This window comes from Variovorax beijingensis (genome assembly GCF_003951285.1).
Taxonomy (GTDB): domain Bacteria; phylum Pseudomonadota; class Gammaproteobacteria; order Burkholderiales; family Burkholderiaceae_C; genus Variovorax; species Variovorax beijingensis.
On the sequence record NZ_RXFQ01000014.1, the window covers coordinates 100,370 to 118,810 of the forward strand.

Annotated in this window: 17 protein-coding genes and 1 pseudogene; 10 read left to right on the forward strand and 8 right to left on the reverse strand. The window is 69.1% G+C overall.

All coding sequences use genetic code 11. The annotated features are described in order from the left end of the window. Positions 1-61 precede the first annotated feature (61 nt). The 3 genes from EJO66_RS22615 to EJO66_RS22625 all read right to left on the reverse strand — a co-directional run bounded on the left by EJO66_RS22615 (position 62) and on the right by EJO66_RS22625 (position 2,136). The gene (locus EJO66_RS22615) at positions 62-316 is read right to left on the reverse strand and encodes a hypothetical protein (protein ID WP_125966202.1); all 255 of its coding nucleotides are present in this window, start codon (positions 314-316) and stop codon (positions 62-64) included. A gap of 5 nt (positions 317-321) precedes the next feature. Continuing rightward, the gene (locus EJO66_RS22620; protein WP_125966203.1) at positions 322-771 is read right to left on the reverse strand and encodes a host attachment protein; all 450 of its coding nucleotides are present in this window, start codon (positions 769-771) and stop codon (positions 322-324) included. A gap of 96 nt (positions 772-867) precedes the next feature. Then, complete coding sequence (locus EJO66_RS22625; protein WP_125966204.1) at positions 868-2,136, reverse strand: MgtC/SapB family protein; 1,269 nt, start codon at positions 2,134-2,136, stop codon at positions 868-870. A gap of 173 nt (positions 2,137-2,309) precedes the next feature. Between EJO66_RS22625 and EJO66_RS22630 the strand changes: the two genes are divergently transcribed. Next, positions 2,310-3,155 carry a universal stress protein gene (locus tag EJO66_RS22630; protein WP_125966205.1) on the forward strand — a complete coding sequence of 282 codons (846 nt, stop codon included), beginning with the start codon at positions 2,310-2,312 and terminating at the stop codon, positions 3,153-3,155. A 23-nt stretch (positions 3,156-3,178) separates the two neighbouring features. Here the strand turns inward: EJO66_RS22630 and EJO66_RS22635 are convergent, their stop codons facing one another. After that, on the reverse strand, positions 3,179-4,855 hold the full coding sequence (locus EJO66_RS22635; RefSeq protein ID WP_125966260.1) for a PHA/PHB synthase family protein: 1,677 nt from the start codon (positions 4,853-4,855) through the stop codon (positions 3,179-3,181). A gap of 132 nt (positions 4,856-4,987) precedes the next feature. On the opposite strand from EJO66_RS22635, the gene EJO66_RS22640 reads away from it, so the two are divergent. From EJO66_RS22640 to EJO66_RS22665, 6 genes and pseudogenes are all read left to right on the forward strand, one after another. After that, positions 4,988-7,621 (forward strand): cation-translocating P-type ATPase, encoded by a 2,634-nt coding sequence (locus EJO66_RS22640; RefSeq protein WP_125966206.1) that lies wholly within the window; start codon positions 4,988-4,990, stop codon positions 7,619-7,621. Positions 7,622-7,658: 37 nt separating this feature from the next. Beyond that, positions 7,659-8,087: a universal stress protein gene (locus EJO66_RS22645; RefSeq protein ID WP_125966208.1), complete on the forward strand. Its 429-nt coding sequence runs from the start codon at positions 7,659-7,661 to the stop codon at positions 8,085-8,087. 83 nt (positions 8,088-8,170) lie between these two features. Next, positions 8,171-9,175: a sodium:calcium antiporter gene (locus tag EJO66_RS22650; RefSeq protein WP_125966209.1), complete on the forward strand. Its 1,005-nt coding sequence runs from the start codon at positions 8,171-8,173 to the stop codon at positions 9,173-9,175. Positions 9,176-9,412: 237 nt separating this feature from the next. Further along, positions 9,413-10,876 carry an NfeD family protein gene (locus EJO66_RS22655; RefSeq protein ID WP_206168883.1) on the forward strand — a complete coding sequence of 488 codons (1,464 nt, stop codon included), beginning with the start codon at positions 9,413-9,415 and terminating at the stop codon, positions 10,874-10,876. Then, the gene (locus EJO66_RS22660; RefSeq protein WP_125966211.1) at positions 10,873-11,682 is read left to right on the forward strand and encodes a slipin family protein; all 810 of its coding nucleotides are present in this window, start codon (positions 10,873-10,875) and stop codon (positions 11,680-11,682) included. Before EJO66_RS22655 ends, EJO66_RS22660 begins: the two co-directional genes overlap by 4 nt. 151 nt (positions 11,683-11,833) lie before the next feature. After that, a pseudogene (locus EJO66_RS22665) lies at positions 11,834-11,976 on the forward strand (IS5/IS1182 family transposase); the annotation flags it as partial. A gap of 316 nt (positions 11,977-12,292) precedes the next feature. On the opposite strand, the gene EJO66_RS22675 reads toward EJO66_RS22665, so the two are convergent. After that, a complete protein-coding gene (locus EJO66_RS22675) occupies positions 12,293-13,036 on the reverse strand; it encodes a hypothetical protein (RefSeq protein WP_125966213.1) in 744 nt (247 codons plus the stop codon). Between EJO66_RS22675 and EJO66_RS22680 the strand changes: the two genes are divergently transcribed. Continuing rightward, positions 13,020-14,204, forward strand: a complete 1,185-nt coding sequence (locus EJO66_RS22680) for a thiolase family protein (RefSeq protein WP_125966214.1) — start codon at positions 13,020-13,022, stop codon at positions 14,202-14,204. The genes EJO66_RS22675 and EJO66_RS22680 overlap by 17 nt on opposite strands. 72 nt (positions 14,205-14,276) lie before the next feature. On the opposite strand, the gene EJO66_RS22685 is transcribed toward EJO66_RS22680, so the two are convergent. From EJO66_RS22685 to EJO66_RS22695, 3 genes are all read right to left on the reverse strand, one after another. Continuing rightward, on the reverse strand, positions 14,277-14,486 hold the full coding sequence (locus EJO66_RS22685) for a hypothetical protein (RefSeq protein ID WP_125966216.1): 210 nt from the start codon (positions 14,484-14,486) through the stop codon (positions 14,277-14,279). A gap of 278 nt (positions 14,487-14,764) precedes the next feature. Then, a complete protein-coding gene (locus EJO66_RS22690) occupies positions 14,765-14,968 on the reverse strand; it encodes a YgaP family membrane protein (RefSeq protein WP_206168884.1) in 204 nt (67 codons plus the stop codon). Positions 14,969-15,033: 65 nt separating this feature from the next. After that, a complete protein-coding gene (locus tag EJO66_RS22695; protein WP_125966217.1) occupies positions 15,034-15,987 on the reverse strand; it encodes a ribose-phosphate pyrophosphokinase in 954 nt (317 codons plus the stop codon). Between the two features lie 202 nt (positions 15,988-16,189). Here EJO66_RS22695 and ftsH point away from each other — a divergent pair, with 202 nt between their 5' ends. Beyond that, the gene (gene ftsH / locus EJO66_RS22700; RefSeq protein WP_125966219.1) at positions 16,190-18,157 is read left to right on the forward strand and encodes an ATP-dependent zinc metalloprotease FtsH; all 1,968 of its coding nucleotides are present in this window, start codon (positions 16,190-16,192) and stop codon (positions 18,155-18,157) included. After that, the gene (locus EJO66_RS22705) at positions 18,154-18,423 is read left to right on the forward strand and encodes a hypothetical protein (protein ID WP_125966220.1); all 270 of its coding nucleotides are present in this window, start codon (positions 18,154-18,156) and stop codon (positions 18,421-18,423) included. The genes ftsH and EJO66_RS22705 overlap by 4 nt, the downstream gene beginning before the upstream one ends. Positions 18,424-18,441: the final 18 nt, after the last annotated feature.

Genomic DNA, 18,441 nt, shown 5'->3' on the forward strand with positions numbered 1-18,441 from the left:
GCGTCGACCCGGTGCGAGGCGCCTTGCGCCAGCGCAATGAACCGGGGGACGGCTCGCCGCTTCAGTGATGGCTCGCGTACCGCATGGCTTGCCGCCGTGCATGGCGCAGTGCCTCGGCGGCCGTGGCGTACGGTGCCGCGTCCTCGGGCAGGTGCACCGCCTCTGCAGCCCCGGACCGGCAGATCGCAACGGGTTGGAAAAACGCGCCCACAGGACGCGCAACCAGTTCGCAGCGCCAGCCCTTCGACTGGAACAGCTGCGACTGCGCGAGGTCCGCTGGCGCGTCTTCGCGGGAGAAGGTGGCGGCGTGGGGCATGGCGCTCAGGCCTTTCCGTCCGATGGCACGGCGATGCGCCGTTCGAGCTCGGTGATTCCCACATGGGAAAGGTCGCGGTCGAGCAAGGCCTGGACGCGCTCGCTCACTGCATGGCTCAGCTGGGCCCTGAGCTCGCCGATGAAAGGGTTGGACGAAAAGATCAGGAGCGAGCCGAACTTGCCCGCGGCCAGTGCTTCATCCAACTGCTGCGCGATCTCCCGGGCGAAGCGCTGATGCTCCTTGCGGTGCGGGTCGCTGCGTGACTCGAACTGGTTGGCGCCATGGCTGTTGTCGGCGGCCTGGCGGCCGGCGCGGTCGGCCGCGAGTGCGCCGGCGCGCAGGCGGCTTTGCGCGTGGGTGAGGGTTGCGACCGGCACCATCGGCTCGATGGCGGATTTCCGGCTGAAGATGCGCGCGAGCGCGGCATTCGTGACAACGATCCATTGGGGTTTCATGGCAGTCTCGCAGGAAGTGACGGCCAAGCTTAGGTCGGCAAGCAACGTCGGGGATTGCGCTCGATCAAGTCCGTGCGCGGCCGGCCGCCCCGGGCTTCAGCCGGCGAGCAAGCGCTGGTGCCACCAGGCGGCGGTGGCAGCGATCGCAAGGCTCGCGGTCAAGCTGAGCGCCACACGCAGTGCGTAGCGGCTTCCTCCGGCGACTGCGGCCACCGTGCAGCGCGTGAACGTGTTCGCCGCAATGGCGATCAGCACGCCCCCGACGAAATGCTCCGTCGTCAGCGCCGCCGCCGCGTGCAGCGATGCCAGTGATGCCACGGGTGCATGCGCGTCAAGCAGCGCGGCGAGTGCGACGCTGACGCGCAGGCCGGTGTCGCCGAAGCGCTGCTGCGCCGCGCCGACCAGCAGCGCGGCGAGCGCCAGTGCCAGGGCAACGGCGAGTGCCTCGCGCGGGCGCAGGGCGCTTCGGGTGGGGATCGGGGGCTCGGCTGCCGGAGCCGGCTTGCGCAGGACGATGGGCAGCAGCCCGACGGTCGCTGCACCCGCCGCGCCCGCCAGGGCCGTGGGCAGCAGCGCGAGTGCCGCGCTGGGCGACAGGGCGGCGCTCATCATCAGCGCCTGCAGCCAAGTGGCGACCGCGGACAGGGAGGCACCGCTTGCGAGCAGCGGCGCCTGGCCCGGCTGCTGGCGCGCCCGGCTGCCGAACGATGCGACCGTGGCCGTGCTCGAGACGAAACCCGACAGGAGCCCGGAGCCCAGGATGCCGCCTCGCACGCCGAGCCACCGCATCGCGGTCTGGCCCGCCGCCTGGATCGCCATGATCAGCAGCACCAGCGCGGCGAGCGGCCGGGGATTGATGCCGCCGAGCACCGCGATGGGCATGGAGGGGACCATCGGCAGCACGATGAGCGCGAGTGCAGCCAGCAGGACACCGTCGTGCAGCTCCTGCTCGCTCAGCAGCTGCGTCGCGAACCGGTGCAGGCGGCTGCGTGCGGCCAGCAGCAAGGCCAGGCCGGTTCCGCATGCGGCCGCCAGCGAGGGAGAGGTGACCGACAGCACGCCGATCAGGTAGGTTGCGAACAGCGCAATTTCGGTGGTGAGGCCCGGATCGTTCGAGTGGCTCTTCCAATGGGACACCGCCGCGAGCAGCGCGACAAAGCCTGCCCCGACGGGCACGAGCCCCGGCGCGGGAACAAGCTGCGCCAGTGCGCCGGCCACCGCGGCGATGGCGAAGGTGCGCAATCCCGCGGCCGCGCGGTCATTGCCGGCGCCCTTGCGGCGTTCGCGCTCGATGCCGACGAGCAGGCCGATGCCCAGCGCCACGGCAAGGCCGACGATGGCGTCTGGCGGTACGGTGTCGTTCATGCGCCCAGTGTCTTTCGATGCGGCGCGTCGTCAAGGCTTGGAACGCGCATCGGACAGATGCCACGTGCTGGCTTGATCAGGATCAATGCAGCCGCGCCGCGGGAACCGATGATCCATCCGACCTCATCTCTCCCACGCCCGAGGCGCAACGCATCACCAAACGGGGCCATGCCATGAGCTTCAAGACCATTCTCGTCCACCTCGACCATTCGGACCGCAGTGCGGCGCGTGCGGCGCTGGCGGCCCGCTGGGCCAGGGCGCACGAAAGCCATCTTGTCGGCCTCGTGCCTACGGGGCTGGTTGACGGCGTGATTCCCGCCGATGCCATCGCCACGGGCATGACCGACTTCATCGCGGAGTCGGCCGACTACCTGCGACGGCGTGCCGAAGCCATCAGCCGGGAGTTCAGGCAGAGCATCGTGGCGACGGGTTCCCTCTCGTACGAGGTGCGCCTGGTCGATGGCGCGACCATCGATGCCGTGGTGCAGCATGGCCGTGCGAGCGACCTCGTCGTGCTGGGGCAGGACGACACATCGAACGCGATGGACATCCCGCTGCATGGCCTCGCGGGGCATGTGCTGATGGAGGTGGGGCAGCCCGTGCTGATCGTGCCTTCCGCCGGGCAGTTCGAGAGCGTCCCACGCAACGCCGTGGTCGCCTGGAACGGCTCGCGGGAGGCCGCCGTCGCGCTCCATGCCGCGCTGCCGGCGCTGCGGCGTGCATCCCGCGTGACGCTCGCTTCGTTCCGGCGCCCGAAGGAGGAAGAGGACGATGACCGGCAGCCATCCGCCGCGGACATGCTGCGATTCCTGTCGCGGCACGGCATCCAGGCGACGTTCGAGCGGAATGTCACCGGCATCGATATTGCCGACGCGCTGCTGTCGCGCGTCGCCGAACTGGGCGCCGACCTGCTCGTGATGGGCGGCTACGGCCACTCGCGGCTGCGCGAGCTGATTCTCGGCGGCGTCACGCGGCAGATCCTCGCGCAGATGACCGTGCCGGTCCTGACGGCGCACTGAAAACGGCGCACCGGCCGGCGAACTCAGCGCACAAGAACGTAGCTGCCCGGCGCGTCGCCGAGCGGCGGGTAGCCGCGCCGCGGCGATCCCATGGCCGGCGGCCGTCGCCTCGGGCCCGAATGCCGGGCCAGCCACTGATCGAAGCAGGGCCACCAGGAGCCAGCCATCTCCTGCGAACGCCCGAGAAATTCGTCCGGCGCCATGTAGGGTGCGTTCCTCGCTCGCTCGAGCACCCGGTGGCTGCGGTGCGGGTGGCCCGGTTCGCTCAGGATGCCGGCGTTGTGGCCACCCTCCGTGAGCACGAAGGTGACTTCGGCATCGCACAGCAGATGGATCTTGTACACCGATCGCCAGGGCGCCACGTGGTCGGTGCGGGTGCCGAGCGCGAACACGGGAATGTCGATGTCGTTCAGCGAGACCGGCCGCCCGTCGACCAGGTAGTGGCCCGCGGCCAGCGCATTCTCGAGGAAGAGGCTGCGCAGGTAGTCCGAATGCATGCGGTAGGGCATGCGCGTGCCGTCCGCGTTCCACGCCATCAGGTCGGTCATCGGCACGCGCTCGCCCAGCAGGTAGTTGCGTACCATCGGCGCCCAGACCAGATCGCCGGGGCGCAGCGCCTGGAAAGCCGCCGCCATCTGCTGCGCGTCCAGATAACCCTGTCGCGACATGATGTCTTCCAGGAACGCGAGCTGGCTTTCGTCGATGAAGAGCCCCAGTTCGCCGGGCTCGGTGAAGTCCGTTTGCGCGGCCAGCAGGGTGAGCGTGGCCAGACGGTCGTCCCGGTCCCGCGCCATGGCGGCCGCGGCGATGGCCATCAGGGTCCCGCCGAGGCAGTAGCCCACGGCATGGATGCGGCGTTGGGGCGCCACGGCCTCGACCGCGTCGAGGCTGGCCATGATGCCCAGGCGCAGGTACTCGGCCATGCCGAGCTGCGCATCCGCCGCTGCGGGGTTCTTCCAGGACATCGCGAAGACCGTGTACCCCTGGGCCACGAGATGGCGGATCAGCGAGTTGTGCGGCGAGAGGTCGAGCACGTAGTACTTCATGATCCAGGCGCTGACGACCAGGACCGGCTCTGCATGCACCGTCGGCGTGGCCGGGGCGTACTGGATGAGCTCGATCAGCTCGTTGCGCAGGATGACCTTTCCCGGCGTGAGCGCGACTTCGTGCCCGGGCCGGAACGATGCGGCCTCGGCGGGCGGCGGACCCCATGCCGCGCGGCCCGCATCCTCGATCCAGTGCACCGCGCCGCTCGCCAGGCTGCCGCCGCCGGTCTCGGCGATCCGCTGCAGCACCTGCGGATTGGTGATCGCGTAGTTGGCGGGCGACAGCAGTTCCAGCCACTGCCGTGCCATGAAGGCCACCAGCTGCTCATGATGCCGGTCCACGCCGGGCACGCCGTGGATGAAGGTGCACAGCCGGTGGGCGAGGGTCTCGTGGACCTGGCGGTACTGGCTGAACGGCCACCCATCCCATTCCTTTCCCGACAGGCGCGGCTCATGCACCTGGCCGGGTGTGCCGACGGCGGCCGCGTCGATGGCGATGCGCGCCGTGCGCCCGGGCTGGGTTGCGAGGTGAATGGCCCAGTCGGACCACGCCAGCATCCGGGCGGCGGGCGACATGCCTCCACCCACGTGTCCCCAGAAGGCGTGCAGGGTTCTGTCCAGCTCGTCGGGCGCTTCAATCACGGCAGCGCCCATCCGGACAAGAGAAGACAATCATTCGAACATTGCGCATGGCGCCTCCGGTTTCCCCGAATGTAGTGACCGCATGCGGCCGCTGCCTTGCGCTCGCTCAAGGTCCGGATCGCCCACGGCATGCACGATGGCCGGATGAACGACCCGCAAGATGCCAACACGCTGGCCCGCGATGCGCACCTGCATCCCGCCGCCGCCCTCGCCGTTCGGCTGGGTGTGGATCCCTGCGAAGGCCTGAGCGCAGAAGAGGCGCTGAAGCGGCAGGAGTTCCATGGACCCAACAGCCTGCCGCAGTCGCCGCCCCGCAGCCTGATGCAGCGGGTGCTCGACCAATTCCGCGACTTCATGGTGCTGGTGCTGATTGCGGCGGCGCTGCTGTCCGGATTCATCGGCGATGTGGCGGACACCGTCGCCATTGCCGTCATCGTGGTGCTCAACGCCGCCATCGGTCTGACCCAGGAGTGGCGCGCGGAGCGCGCGCTCGACGCGCTCAAGCGGCTGGCCAGCCCGCACGCGACCGTGCGGCGCGAGGGCAGTTCCCAGGTCCTGGAGACCAGCGCGCTGGTGCCGGGTGACGTGGTGCTGCTCGAGGCGGGCAACCTCGTGCCGGCCGATCTTCGCCTGCACCAGGCGGCGCAGCTGCGGGTGGACGAATCGACGTTGACCGGCGAATCCGTCACGGTGGAGAAGCACACGGCGCATCTGCCCGACGGCGTCCACGGCGTGGGGGACCGGCTCAACATGGCCTTCAAGGGCACGCTGGTCACGCATGGCCGTGCCGAAGGTCTGGTGGTCGCCACCGGCTCCCGGACGGAACTGGGCCGCGTGGCCGGCCTGCTGCGCGACACGCAGGCGCGAAGCACGCCGTTGCAGCTGCGCCTGGCCTCGTTCGGCAAGCGCTTGTCGCTGGTGGTGCTGTGCCTGTGCGCGCTGATCTTCGGCATCGGCGTGATGCGGGGCGAGCCGGTGCTGCTCATGGCGCTGACCGCCATCAGCCTGGCGGTGGCGGCCATTCCGGAGGCGCTGCCGGCCGTGGTGACCGTGCTGCTTGCGCTGGGTGCGCGCCGCATGGTGAAGGTGAATGCGCTCGTGCGCCGCCTGCCTTCGGTGGAGACGCTCGGCTCCGTCAGCGTGATCTGTTCCGACAAGACCGGCACCCTGACGCAGAACCGCATGCGGGTGCAGGTGGTGGATCTCCTCGCCGGCGGTTCGCGGGATCCCCTGTGGCGTGCGGTGCTGCTGTGCACCGACGCCAGCCTTGGTGCGCGTGGAGAGTGGGTGGGCGACCCCACCGAGACCGCGCTGGTCGAAGCCGCCCAGGCGGCCGGCTTCGAGCCGGCTGCCGTGCGTGCGGCCCATGCACGTTTGGACGAGTGGCCCTTCGACGCCGGCCGCAAGCGCATGAGCACGCTGCACCGAGAGCAGGATGGCTGGATCGTCGTCACCAAGGGTGCACCCGAAACCGTGTTGCCGCGCTGCACGCACGTGGCATCGGGGCAGGGCGATCTCGAGCTGGACAGCACCGAGGCCTTGTCAGCCGCGCAGACCATGGCAGCCCAGGGCCTGCGCGTGCTGGCGGTGACACGCCGCTCCTTCGCGCAGAACCCGGCGGGCCGGTCCGCAGAGGACGTTGAATCCGGCATGGTCCTGCTCGGCCTCGTCGGGCTGGCCGACCCGCCGCGGCCGCAAGCCAAGGCTGCCGTGGCCGACTGCCGCAGCGCGGGCATCACGCCGGTGATGATCACGGGCGACCATCCGGCCACCGCATTGGCGATCGCACGCGAACTCGGCATTGCCGAAGGCGGCGGGCCGGTGCTCACGGGCGCGGACCTCGGCGCGATGGACGACGCCGCGCTGCAGCGTGCGGCCCGCGACGTGCGCGTGTATGCACGGGTCGATCCGGCCCAGAAGATCCGGATCGTGCAGGCGCTGCAGGCCCAGGGCCAGTTCGTGGCCATGACCGGCGACGGCGTCAACGATGCGCCCGCGCTCAAGCAGGCGGACATCGGCGTGGCCATGGGGCTGGGCGGCACCGACGTCGCGCGCGAGGCGGCCAGCCTGGTGCTGCTCGACGACAACTTCGCGAGCATCGTGGCGGCCGTGCGCGAGGGCCGGCGCATCTTCGACAACATCCGCAAGTTCATCCGCTACGCGATGACCGGGAATTCCGGCGAGATCTGGACCCTGTTCCTCGCGCCCCTGATGGGCATGCCGATTCCGCTGCTGCCGCTGCACATCCTCTGGGTGAACCTGGTGACCGACGGGTTGCCAGGCCTCGCCCTGGCTGCCGAGCCCGCGGAGCGGGGCGTCATGCAGCGCCCGCCGCGCGCGCCGGGCGAGAGCGTGTTCGCGGGCGGGCTCTGGCAGCACACGCTGTGGGTCGGCCTGCTGATCGCGGCGCTGTGCCTTGGCATCCAGGCCTGGGCCCTGAAGACGGACATGCACTGGCAGACCATGGTATTCACGGTGCTCACGCTGTCCCAGATGGGGCACGTGCTGGCCATTCGCTCGGAGACCGATTCGCTGTTCACCCAGGGGCTGCGAAGCAATCTGCCGCTGGCCGGCGCGGTCCTGTCGACCTTTGCGCTCCAGCTCGCGGTGATCTACGTTCCGGCCCTGCAGTCGGTGTTCCGCACCGAGGCGCTGACGGCCGGCGAACTGGCGCTGTGCCTGGCATGCGCGGTGGTGGTCTTTCTTGCCGTGGAGGCCGAGAAGTGGATTCGCCGCCGCTCGGCCCGCGGCGCGGTCCCTGTGGCCGTGGTCGTCTGACGGCCGCAAGTTCCATTTTCCGGAAGGAGCAACGACCATGAAGATACTGATGCCGGTGGACGGCAGCGAATACACCCGCCACATGCTCGACTACGCGGCCGCGCAGGGCCGCCAGCTCGGCAGCGTGCCGCACGAGCTCACATTCCTGACCGTGGTGCCGCCCCTGCCTCCCCGTGCGCGCGGGGGCATGGACGAAGCCCAGGCGCAGGCCTTCTACCGCGAGGAAGCCGCAGGAGCGTTGCAGCAGGTCGTCGAGTTCGCCGCACGGCACGCGTGGCAGCCGGCCATCGTTCACCGGGTCGGGCAGCCCGGCAGGGTGATCGCGGACATGGCCGTGGAACAAGGCTTCGACCTCATCGTGATGGGATCGCACGGCCACTCGGCGCTCGGCGCACTGCTGCTGGGCTCGGTCACCTCGCAGGTGCTGGCGCAGTGCAGGGTGCCGGTGCTCGTCGTGCGCCGCTGACAGGGGCCGTCGAAATTGCCCGACCACCAGGAGGCCATGATGCCCGAGTCCCCACTGCCCAGGCGAATCTTCGCGGCCAGGCCATGACGCAGGCCTGGCTGCTTTTCCAGCTCGCTGGCTGCGCGGTGCTGATTGCGCGCGCGGGCTACGTTCTCAGCCGCAGCGCCGACGCCCTTGCCGGCGCTTACGGGTGGGGACGCGGCTGGGTCGGCCTTGCGCTGCTTGCCACTGTGACGTCGCTGCCCGAACTGGCCTCGGGCCTGAGCGCGGTGGCCATTGTCGGCGCGCCCAACCTGGCCATCGGCAACGCTCTGGGTGCCTGCGTCGTCAACCTGTTGTTCCTCGTCGTCGTCGACGCCTTGCAGCGCGACCAGCCGATGTACCGCGAGGCCAGCGCCACGCATCTTCTGTCGGCCGGGTTCGGCGTGGTGATGCTGGGCTTCGTGGCCATGAGCCTTCTCACCGGCACGCGCGCGCCGATCGTCCTGCACATCGGAATCTACAGCCCGATCCTGCTGGGGCTTTACCTGCTCGCGCTCAAGAGCGTTCATGGACATGAATGCGAGGCCATGGCCGCCCGCGCCGCGGCCCCCACGCCGGCGTCGGCGGCGCAGACACGGCGAGAGTGGCGCCGGTTCGCGCTCGCGGCGCTGGTCGTGCTGGCTGCAGGCGCCTGGTTGCCCGAAGTGGCCGACGACCTGGCCAAGGCGATGGGCCTGTCGAGGAGCTTCGTCGGCACGGTGCTGATGGCCGTCGTGACAACGCTCCCGGAGATGGCCGTGACGCTGGGCGCGCTGCGGGTCGGGGCGCTGGACATGGCCATCGGCAACCTGCTGGGCAGCAACCTGTTCAATGTCATGATATTGGCGCTGGACGACGCCTTCTATGTCCGCGGCCCGCTGCTCGCCGACGCCGCGCCCGTGCATGCCGGCACCGCGGTGTCTGCCCTGGTGATGACGGGGCTGGTGATCATCGGCCTGGTGATGCGGCCGCAGGGACGGCCCCTGCGGGTGCTGAGCTGGGTCAGTGTGGCACTCGCGGCGACGTATGCAGTCAACGCGGCCCTGGTCTACCTCGGCGGAGTGTGAGGGGCGCATGCATGTGCCGTTGTCCGTATCGGGGCCTGTTCGGTTGATCGGCTGCGGGGCGAACGGTATTCGTTTCCCGGCAGAGTCCACTCGGCCATCTATGGCTTGACGAAAATCAAGCGGGACCGTTTCGCGCGGCATACAGTGGCCTTCATATGCGTCGGGTCGCGGCAGTTCGTCTGCGGGTGCGATCCGGTCCCCGCCTGCGGGCGGTTCGCAAGGAAAGCGAGCGACACCATGTTGCCAGGCACGCCCGGTCGCGCGGTCCACCGTCTTTGCCGAGTGGCCTGGGCACTCGTGATCGGCATGGCCATGCTGCTCGGATGGTCCGGCCCTGCATCGGCTGCGGCGCCGGTGCTGGTGCTCGAGGTGCGCGACGCCATCGGGCCGGCGAGTGCCAGCTACATGATCCGCGGCATGGCAAAAGCAGCGGAAGGCGGCGCGCCGCTGGTGGTGATCCGGCTCGACACGCCGGGCGGGCTCGACACGTCCATGCGGGACATCATCCAGGCGATCCTCGCCTCGCCGGTGCCGGTCGCCATCTACGTCAGCCCCGAGGGCGCGCGGGCGGCCAGCGCCGGTACCTACATGCTTTATGCGGCGCACGTGGCTGCGATGGCGCCGGCAACGACCCTGGGTGCCGCGACGCCGGTCGCCATCGGGTTTCCGGGGGCCGGCAGCAAGCCGCCGGCCGACGACAGGAAGCGCGAACCTGGGGACCCCGCCGATCCCCGGGCAGGTGCCGGCAAGGACAAGCGCGATCGCGAGCCGTCGCCGCCGTCCGCCCCCGCGGATGCGATGACCGCCAAACAGGTGCACGACGCATCCGCCTTCATCCGCGGACTGGCGCAGCAGCGCGGGCGCAATGCGCAGTGGGCCGAACGCGCCGTGCGCGAGGCCGTCAGCCTCACTGCCGACGAGGCGCTGCGCGAGAAGGTGGTCGACGTGGTCGCCGCCGACATTCCGGATCTGCTGGCGCAGATCGATGGGCGGCGCGTGCGCGTGCGCGGCGCCGAGGTCACCCTGGCAACGCGGGACGCTGCCGTGGCGACGGTACTCCCCGACTGGCGGCAGCGCCTGCTGTCGGTCATTGCCAACCCCAGCTTCGCGCTCATCCTGATGATGATCGGCATCTACGGCCTGATGTTCGAATTCTCGTCCCCCGGCTTCGGCGTGCCAGGCACGATCGGCGCGATCTGCCTGCTGCTGGCGTTGTTCGCGCTGCAGCTCCTGCCCGTGAACTACGCCGGGCTGGCCCTCATCCTGCTGGGCATGGCCTTGCTGGCCGGCGAGGTCATGTCGCCCAGCTTCGGCGTGCTCGGTATGGGTGGCATCGTGGCCTTCGTTGCCGGTGGCCTGTTGCTCTTCGACCGGGACGTGCCGGGCTTCGGCGTGCCGCTGCCGCTCATCTTCGGGCTGGCCGCCACCTCCGCGGTGCTCGTGCTGCTGGGGGGAAACATGGCGGTGAGGGCCCGCGGCCGCCCGGTGCTGAGCGGCCGGGAAGAACTGGTCGGCGCCGAAGGCGTGGTGATTGCGCAGGGCGACGCCGGCACCTGGGCGCGCGTGCATGGCGAGCGATGGAAGGTGACGAGCAGCGACGCGCTCGCGCCGGGCCAGGCGGTGCGCGTCCTCTCCATCCATGGCCTCACGCTCGAGGTCCGCGCCGAGCCCGCATCTGATTCCGAAGGAGAAGGAACATGATCTTCGATTTCAACTTCGGCCTCGCGGCCGTCCTGCTGCCGCTGCTGCTGGTGCTCGCCGCAAGCTCGCTGCGCGTGCTGCGCGAATACCAGCGCGGCGTCGTGTTCCAGCTCGGGCGCTTCTGGAAGGTCAAGGGTCCCGGGCTGGTACTGGTGATCCCCGGCATCCAGCAGATGGTGCGCGTGGATCTGCGCGTGGTGACCATGGACGTGCCGCCGCAGGACGTGATCTCGCGTGACAACGTGTCGGTGAAGGTCAACGCCGTGGTCTTCTTCCGTGTCGTCGACCCGCAGCGGGCCATCATCCAGGTGCAGGACTACCTGCGCGCCACGAGCGAGCTCGCGCAGACGACCCTGCGGGTCGTGCTGGGCAAGCACGAACTGGACGAGATGCTCGCGGAGAGGGAGAGGCTCAACCTGGATGTCCAGCAGATCCTGGACGCGCAGACGGACGCCTGGGGCATCAAGGTCACCAACGTCGAGATCAAGCACATCGACCTCAACGAGACGATGATCCGCGCCATCGCCCGGCAGGCGGAAGCCGAGCGCGAGCGGCGCGCCAAGGTGATCCATGCCGAAGGCGAGAAGCAGGCTTCGGCCGCGCTCCTCGAGGCCGCACGCATGCTGGCCCAGCAGCCCGAGGCCATGCAGCTGCGCTACCTCCAGACCATGACCCAGGTCGCAGGCGACCGTGCCTCGACGGTCGTGCTGCCGCTGCCGCTGGATCTGCTCGGCTCGCTCATGGGCCGGCAGCCGGCCGCGCCGGCGCCAGAAGCAGGCGTCGCGACGCCTGCTCGCGATGGCTGAGGCCGCAGCCCGGCGACCGGTGCCGATGCACGCGCCGTCGCATTTTCGTCAGGTCCGGTCGAGGTCTGCCGGCGGCACGGCCTGGGAAGGCAGCTGGAGGTGCAGCGCAGTCTGCGCCATCAGGTGGCCGATATTGGCGCTGTGAGAGCCAATGGGGCGCAGGTATGCGCTTCAAGACAAGCAATGGGAGCACGCCAGGGACATGCTGCCGAGACGAGCGGGGCATGTCGGGGCAACAGCAAGGACAACCGACCGCTCATGGAGGCTGTGCTGTACCGGTATCGAGCGGGCATTGCGTGACCTGCCCGAACCGGGACCTCCGGGTGATGCATCTGCGCCTTACGCGCTGGACCAAGAAGAGGGTCTCGAAGGGGCAGGTGCACTGTTGCCCGGCACGCAGGCCGGAAGGGCGCGCCCACGAGCATGACCGCGCTGAAGCCCGTGACGAGTTCCGGCGGCGAGGTGACCGTGGCGATCAGGATCACGCCGACCCAGCGCGCGACAGGCCCGTGAGCGCCGCGATGGCGTCGCCGTAGTGGACCAGGCGAAATCCGGCCAGGCCGATGATCGAGACACACAGGCCAATTGCGCCCCTATGAGAAAGTCGGGTTCATCCAGCGGCAGGGCTCGGAGCACCGGCGTCGGGCGGGATTCGGGCTTCGTCCAACCGATCGATGGCCTGCCGAGCAGCGCGCATCGCTTGGCGCAGCGCGATCTCTCGCATGCCGGGGTCGTCTTCCGTGATGCCGCAGCCTGCAACGGCAGGCAGTTCTTCGACCGAATAGGTCCAGGCGTAGCCAGGCGGGTGCTCGCGATGCCGTGCGTGAACGACGATCGTCCTGCCTTTGTGCTTCTGCGAATGTTTCATGCCGCTCCTCGGATGAAGATTTTCCGGAACATAGGCCGGCGGCTTCCGGGTCATTCTGCGAATGCTAGGAAGAATGGGATGCCGTGGCTTGCGCTGCGTCAAGAGCGCATCCATGGCACGGCAACGGCAGCGGCCTTGATGGCGATCAAGGCCTGCGGCTTGCGAGCGCGGCATCCTGCGTGTGTGCGGATGAAATGCAGCCGCCCCTCCGTCCACTGCGTTCCTTTGCGAGACATCACCATGAAGAAGTTCATTTCGCTTTGCCTGGGCATCCTCGGTCGGCGTGCGCGCGCATCCCGGCACGACGAAGAGTTCGATCTGGTGCAGCGGCTTCGCGAAGCCGGCCTCTGATCGGGCCCGTCGTGCAGGCAACGGCGAAGCCAAGGGGCCGCTCGCCTGATCGATATCAAGACTGCCGCATGGCGGCAGGCCTAGTCTGGCCGGCGATTCAACACACCAGGAGTACCCCATGAATTCGAGGAACATCGTTCTGTGCCATCCAGTCCGCACCGCCATCGGGACATATGGCGGCAGCCTCAAGGACGTGTCCGCGCCCGAGCTCGGCGCGGTGGCCGTGCGCGAGACCCTGAAGCGCTCGGGCCTGCCGGCAGACAAGGTGCAGGCCCTTGTGATGGGCAACGTCATCCAGGCGGGCGCGAAAATGAACCCTGCGCGCCAGGCTGGAGTCAACGCGGGCCTGCCAGTCGAACTCCCCGCTCTCACGGTCAACCGCGTATGCGGCTCCGGTGCGCAGGGCATCGTGAGTGCCGCACTAGAGATCTGGTCCGGCATGATCGACTGCGCCATCGCCGGCGGCATGGAGAACATGGACCGGGCCCCGTATCTTCTTCCGCAGGGACGATGGGGCGCCCGCATGGGCGACGTGACGCTGTTCGACAGCATGCTCCACGATGGATTGAACGATGCCTTCAGCGGGCATCATTCCGGCTGGCACACCGAGGACCTGGCCACGAGAAATGCCGTCTCGCGCGCGGACCAGGACCGATGGGCCCTGCGCTCGCAGCAGCGATTCTCGGCGGCCCAGGCCGCAGGCCATTTCGAGGCGGAAATCGCCGCTGTCGAGCTGTCCGGCCGCAAGGGCTCGACGCAGTTCACGAAGGACGAGCACAACCGGCCCGAGACCTCGGCAGCATCGCTGGCGCTGCTCAAGCCGGTCTTCCGCAAGGACGGCACCATCACCGCCGGCAATTCCCCTGGCTTGAATTCGGGCGCGGCCGCGATGCTGGTGGCCGAGGCCCGCTGGGCCGAGAAGAACCTCCTGCAGCCGATGGCGCGGCTCGTGTCCTATGGCGTGGGGGCCGTGGAGCCCGCCCTCTTCGGGCTGGGCCCCATTCCCGCGGTCAACCAGGCACTGGCACGGGCGGGCTGGTCGGCCAGCCAGGTGGAGCGGGTGGAGATCAACGAGGCGTTTGCGGCCATCACCCTGGCCTGCCTGCGAGAGCTCGCGTTCGCGGAAGACATCGTCAATATCGAAGGGGGCACCATTGCGCACGGGCATCCCATCGGCGCCACGGGTGCGGTTCTGGCCACGCGCCTGATCCATTCCATGCGGCGCGACGGCCTCAAGCGCGGGCTTGTCACACTGTGTATCGGTGGTGGCCAGGGCATCGCACTGGCCATCGAAACGCTCTGAGCGGCGCGGCGCCGAAGGGCCCGGCCGTGGCCGGCACGGGCCTTGGCCGCCGCCACCGTCGGTTTCAGCCCGTCAGTGCGACCGGCTCAGGCGAACCTCGGGCCAGGAAAGTTCCAAGCCCATCACCGCGCGGGCATACAGGTAGTTGTTGAGCATGGGTTCGCTGAGCGAGTCCATGTCGACGTGGCCGACCGCGTCGCACGGGAAGGCGTAGGCGCGGTGATTGGCGAACAAGGGATGAAACCGCAGTTCGTAGCCACCGGATGCGTTGTGTGTGTCCATCTTGATCTCCTTGTGCGCTGGCGTTTCCGTACGTCATTGCAGTTGGAAAACGAATCGCGCCATGCCAATTTAGAACTCGTGCTTGACCGCATCATCAATGCTGCGCATCAGACGGAAACACTGTGTCAATCGTCGGTATCAGGGCCTCGCGGCCTCAGTCGAGCGTGATCCAGAAGACGAACATGTTCACAGCGAGCCAGGCCCCTGCGGCAAGCAGCACCGCGACCAGCACGATGGCAAGCCACTGGAGCGCGGACATGGGACGCCTTGCCGTGCGTTCAGCGCCTGGCGCGAGGGCAGGTGCTGAAGCTGAAGAGCGAATAGAGCGGGCAGGTGCCGATCACCCCGGTCAGCAGCGGCACCACGCCGATGTAGCCCCAGCGGCCGACGATTTCCGTGGCGGCGAGCACGATGAGCAGCGCGCCGCCGCTGACACGCAGCGTGCGGTCGAGGGGGCCGACGTTTTTCGACAGGAAGGACATGCGTTTCTCCTTTGCAGGCTGGAGAGCATCTTGGGCGGTGCAACCCTGGCGGGTGTTGCGGCAGATCAAGGAATCCGGACGCGCTGGCCGATGCGAGCGGTGCGCTCGGGCAGCAGCGTGCGCAGGCTCGCGGCAATGGCCGCAGCGAGCGGGATCCGGTTGGACGGGTGGCGGATGGTGTCGCAGCTGACGATTTCGCCCGCGCCGGCCGCGCGCAGGTCCTCGAAGGCCTTCTGCGCGAACACGGGATGGATCGCCACGCACACAGGCGCGGCGAGCCCGGCCTGGCGCAGATGGCCGACCGTTTCGATCATGGTGCGGGCGGTCGACACGATGTCGTCCACCAGCACCGGCGTGTGCGAGCGCCAGCGCTCGAGATCCGGCACCGAGACCTCGACGTCGCGATCGCCGCGGCGCGCCTTGCTCAGCACGACGAACGGTGCGTGGGCGTCCTTCGCCACGGCGCCGACCCATTGGGCACTTTCCTCGTCCGGGCCGACCAGCAGGGCGTCGCGCACATGCGCCTGGATCCACTGCGCCACGCTCCCCGCAGCATGGACGACGCGCGAGGGAATGCTGTAGACCTGGGACAGGTCGGCGATCCGGTGCAGATGGGGATCGACCGTCACGAGCCAGTCGACGCATTGCGAGATCCATGCGCCCACATGCTGGGCGCTGACCGTTTCGCCGGGCTGGAAGCGCTGGTCCTGCCGCATGTAGGGCAGGTACGGCGCGACCAGGCCCACCGAACGCGCGCCGGCCTCCCGGAGCGCCGCCGCCAGCAGGAGCAGCGGCACGAGCTTGTCGTCGGGCCGGTCGAGCGTGCAGACGATGAGTGCCGCGCCTGCGCCCACCGGCGACTCGATGCGTACATAGGATTCTGCGTCGGGAAAGCGGCGCACCGTGGCGGCGCCGCGCTTCAGCGAAAGGAGGGCGGCCAGCTCATTGGCGAGCGGTTCGTTGCCGGGCATCGCGACCACGACGGGACGCGGGAGCGGCTTGGCTTCGCTGATGTGCATGATCGCCTCCGACGTCTCGAGAATGCGCCCGGATGGCCGGGGTCGCCAGGATGGCCGTGAAACATCATGCGGCCGACAGGATGTCCTGTACTGCGCTGGATCAAGGGGCGCGGCGCACGCCACGCGGGACTTGCCGTGGATCAAGCCGGCCGGGCGGCATTCGTGGCTCAATGCCTGGAATCTCACAGAGGCAGAGGCCGACATGAAGAAGTGGACGGATCACCTGAGCCTGGGTCCGGTGCTGCTTGCGCTGGCACTGGGGATGCTCGCATGGGACTACTGGGAACAACGCCGGGAGGTCGAAGTGCTCCCCTACAGCGCCTTCGAGCAGCAGCTGCGGGAGGGCAAGATCGTCGAAGTCACGGTGGGAGACGCGGTGATCACCGGCCGGCTCAAGGCGCCCGAGCCCGGCGGCCGGCAGACCGTGGTCTCGACGATGGTCGAGCCGCAGGTTGCCGAGCGCCTCGCATCGTTCGGCGTGCCCTACCAGCGCGTGCGAAGCCCGACCTGGGTGCAGAGCCTGTTCTCGTGGATCGTCCCGGCCCTGCTGCTTTTCGGAGTGTGGCGCATGATGGCGGGCCGGGCGGGCGGCGGACTTGGCGGCGGCCTGCTGGGCATCGGCAAGAGCAGGGCCAAGATCTACATGGAGAAGAGCACGGGCGTGCGCTTCGACGATGTTGCCGGCGTCGACGAAGCCAAGGCCGAGCTGCAGGAGATCATCGACTTCCTCAAGAACCCGAAGGAGCACGGGCGCCTGGGCGCGCGCATTCCCAAGGGCATTCTGCTGATGGGACCGACGGGCACCGGTAAGACCTTGCTCGCACGCGCGGTGGCGGGCGAGGCCGGCGTCCCCTTCTTCTCGATCAGCGGCTCCGAGTTCATCGAGATGTTCGTCGGGGTGGGCGCGGCGCGCGTGCGCGACCTCTTCGACCAGGCGCGCGCCAACGCGCCCGCCATCATCTTCATCGACGAGCTCGATGCGCTGGGCAAGGCCCGCGTCGCGCTGTCGGTCGCCGGCGGGCAGGACGAGCGCGAGCAAACGCTCAACCAGCTGCTGGTGGAGCTCGACGGCTTCGACCCGAGCGTCGGGGTGGTGCTGCTGGCGGCCACCAACCGGCCGGAGACGCTGGACCCTGCGCTGTTGCGGGCCGGGCGCTTCGACCGCCAGGTGCTGGTCGATCGGCCGGACCGCGTCGGGCGTGCTGCGATCCTCGGGGTCCACGCGAAGAAGATCAGGCTCGCCGCCGGCGTGGACCTCGACCAAGTCGCGGCCATCACGGTCGGGTTCGCGGGCGCTGACCTCGCGAATGTGGTCAATGAAGCGGCACTGGTCGCGACACGGCGCAGCGGCGAGGCCGTGACGATGTCCGACTTCACGCAGGCCATCGAACGCATCGTCGCCGGCATCGAGAAGAAGAACCGCATCCTCGGACCACGCGAGCGCGAACTGGTGGCCACGCACGAACTCGGCCATGCATTGACGGCACTGGCGCTGCCCGGCGCGGATCGCGTGCACAAGGTGTCCATCGTGCCGCACGGCATCGGCGCCCTCGGCTACACGTTGCAGCGGCCCACCGAGGATCGACATTTGCTCCGTCGCCCGGAACTGCTCGACAAGCTGACGGTGCTGCTCGGCGGCCGGGCCGCCGAGATGCTGGTGTTTGCCGAGCCTTCCACCGGGGCGGCCGACGACCTGGTGAAGGCCACGAACCTCGCGCGCGACATGGTGCTGCGCTATGGGATGGACACGGGCCTGGGGCTGGCGGTGTACGGTGAGCGGCCATCGCCGTTCGCCGAGCCCTCGGCCGACGCGAGATCGGCGGCGATCTCCGGCATGGCCGGCGAACAGACCGCCCAGCGCGTCGACGATGCGGTGCGCGGCCTGCTCGAGCAGGCGCTGCAGCGCGCGACCGGGCTGCTGCGCGACCGGCGCGCGGCGCTCGACCGGTGCGTGCAGGCGCTGATGGCCAAGGAGACGCTGGACGAGTCGCAGCTGCTGGCGTTGGCTGCCACGGCCGAGGCGTCGACCGGCCGTCCCGCTGCCGATCGGCATCCCGTCACGCACGGGTGCCTGCACCCGCCGATCCCGGCTGATGGCAATGGCACTCGCCCGATCGCGCAGGCGCCGTCGCCGAACCTTCCGGTAGAGGCAAGAAGGAGTAGCGTATGAAGATGCTGAGGATGTCGAAGGCACTGCGCCGTCGTCTTGCGAGCCAGAACGCGATGGCCATCAACGCGAAGGGGCAGGAGGTTCTTCACGGACTGACGTTCGAGGAGTCGCATTTCGTCGTCGGCTGCTCCGACGGGGACGCGCTCGACATGTCGGACGAGGAGCGCGATCGTTACGCCGGTCTCATCCTGAAGCACGAACGGGCGCGCATGAGAAGCGTCTGCGCGGGCAGCGGCGTCGCCAAGGACGAGGAACGCCTTGGATAGTTCCTGCGCTGCCCACCC

Bases quoted from the DNA above. Each gene is read 5' to 3' on its own strand.
- EJO66_RS22685 (WP_125966216.1), bottom strand. From the start codon at position 14,486: ATGGACACACACAACGCATCCGGTGGCTACGAACTGCGGTTTCATCCC.
- EJO66_RS22695 (WP_125966217.1), bottom strand. From the start codon at position 15,987: ATGCACATCAGCGAAGCCAAGCCGCTCCCGCGTCCCGTCGTGGTCGCG.
- EJO66_RS22620 (WP_125966203.1), bottom strand. From the start codon at position 771: ATGAAACCCCAATGGATCGTTGTCACGAATGCCGCGCTCGCGCGCATC.
- EJO66_RS22675 (WP_125966213.1), bottom strand. From the start codon at position 13,036: ATGTTCCTCGAATTCATGGGGTACTCCTGGTGTGTTGAATCGCCGGCC.
- EJO66_RS22705 (WP_125966220.1), top strand. From the start codon at position 18,154: ATGAAGATGCTGAGGATGTCGAAGGCACTGCGCCGTCGTCTTGCGAGC.
- EJO66_RS22635 (WP_125966260.1), bottom strand. From the start codon at position 4,855: ATGGGCGCTGCCGTGATTGAAGCGCCCGACGAGCTGGACAGAACCCTG.
- EJO66_RS22680 (WP_125966214.1), top strand. From the start codon at position 13,020: ATGAATTCGAGGAACATCGTTCTGTGCCATCCAGTCCGCACCGCCATC.
- EJO66_RS22655 (WP_206168883.1), top strand. From the start codon at position 9,413: ATGTTGCCAGGCACGCCCGGTCGCGCGGTCCACCGTCTTTGCCGAGTG.
- EJO66_RS22625 (WP_125966204.1), bottom strand. From the start codon at position 2,136: ATGAACGACACCGTACCGCCAGACGCCATCGTCGGCCTTGCCGTGGCG.
- EJO66_RS22615 (WP_125966202.1), bottom strand. From the start codon at position 316: ATGCCCCACGCCGCCACCTTCTCCCGCGAAGACGCGCCAGCGGACCTC.
- EJO66_RS22645 (WP_125966208.1), top strand. From the start codon at position 7,659: ATGAAGATACTGATGCCGGTGGACGGCAGCGAATACACCCGCCACATG.
- EJO66_RS22690 (WP_206168884.1), bottom strand. From the start codon at position 14,968: ATGTCCTTCCTGTCGAAAAACGTCGGCCCCCTCGACCGCACGCTGCGT.
- EJO66_RS22650 (WP_125966209.1), top strand. From the start codon at position 8,171: ATGACGCAGGCCTGGCTGCTTTTCCAGCTCGCTGGCTGCGCGGTGCTG.
- ftsH (WP_125966219.1), top strand. From the start codon at position 16,190: ATGAAGAAGTGGACGGATCACCTGAGCCTGGGTCCGGTGCTGCTTGCG.
- EJO66_RS22640 (WP_125966206.1), top strand. From the start codon at position 4,988: ATGAACGACCCGCAAGATGCCAACACGCTGGCCCGCGATGCGCACCTG.
- EJO66_RS22660 (WP_125966211.1), top strand. From the start codon at position 10,873: ATGATCTTCGATTTCAACTTCGGCCTCGCGGCCGTCCTGCTGCCGCTG.
- EJO66_RS22630 (WP_125966205.1), top strand. From the start codon at position 2,310: ATGAGCTTCAAGACCATTCTCGTCCACCTCGACCATTCGGACCGCAGT.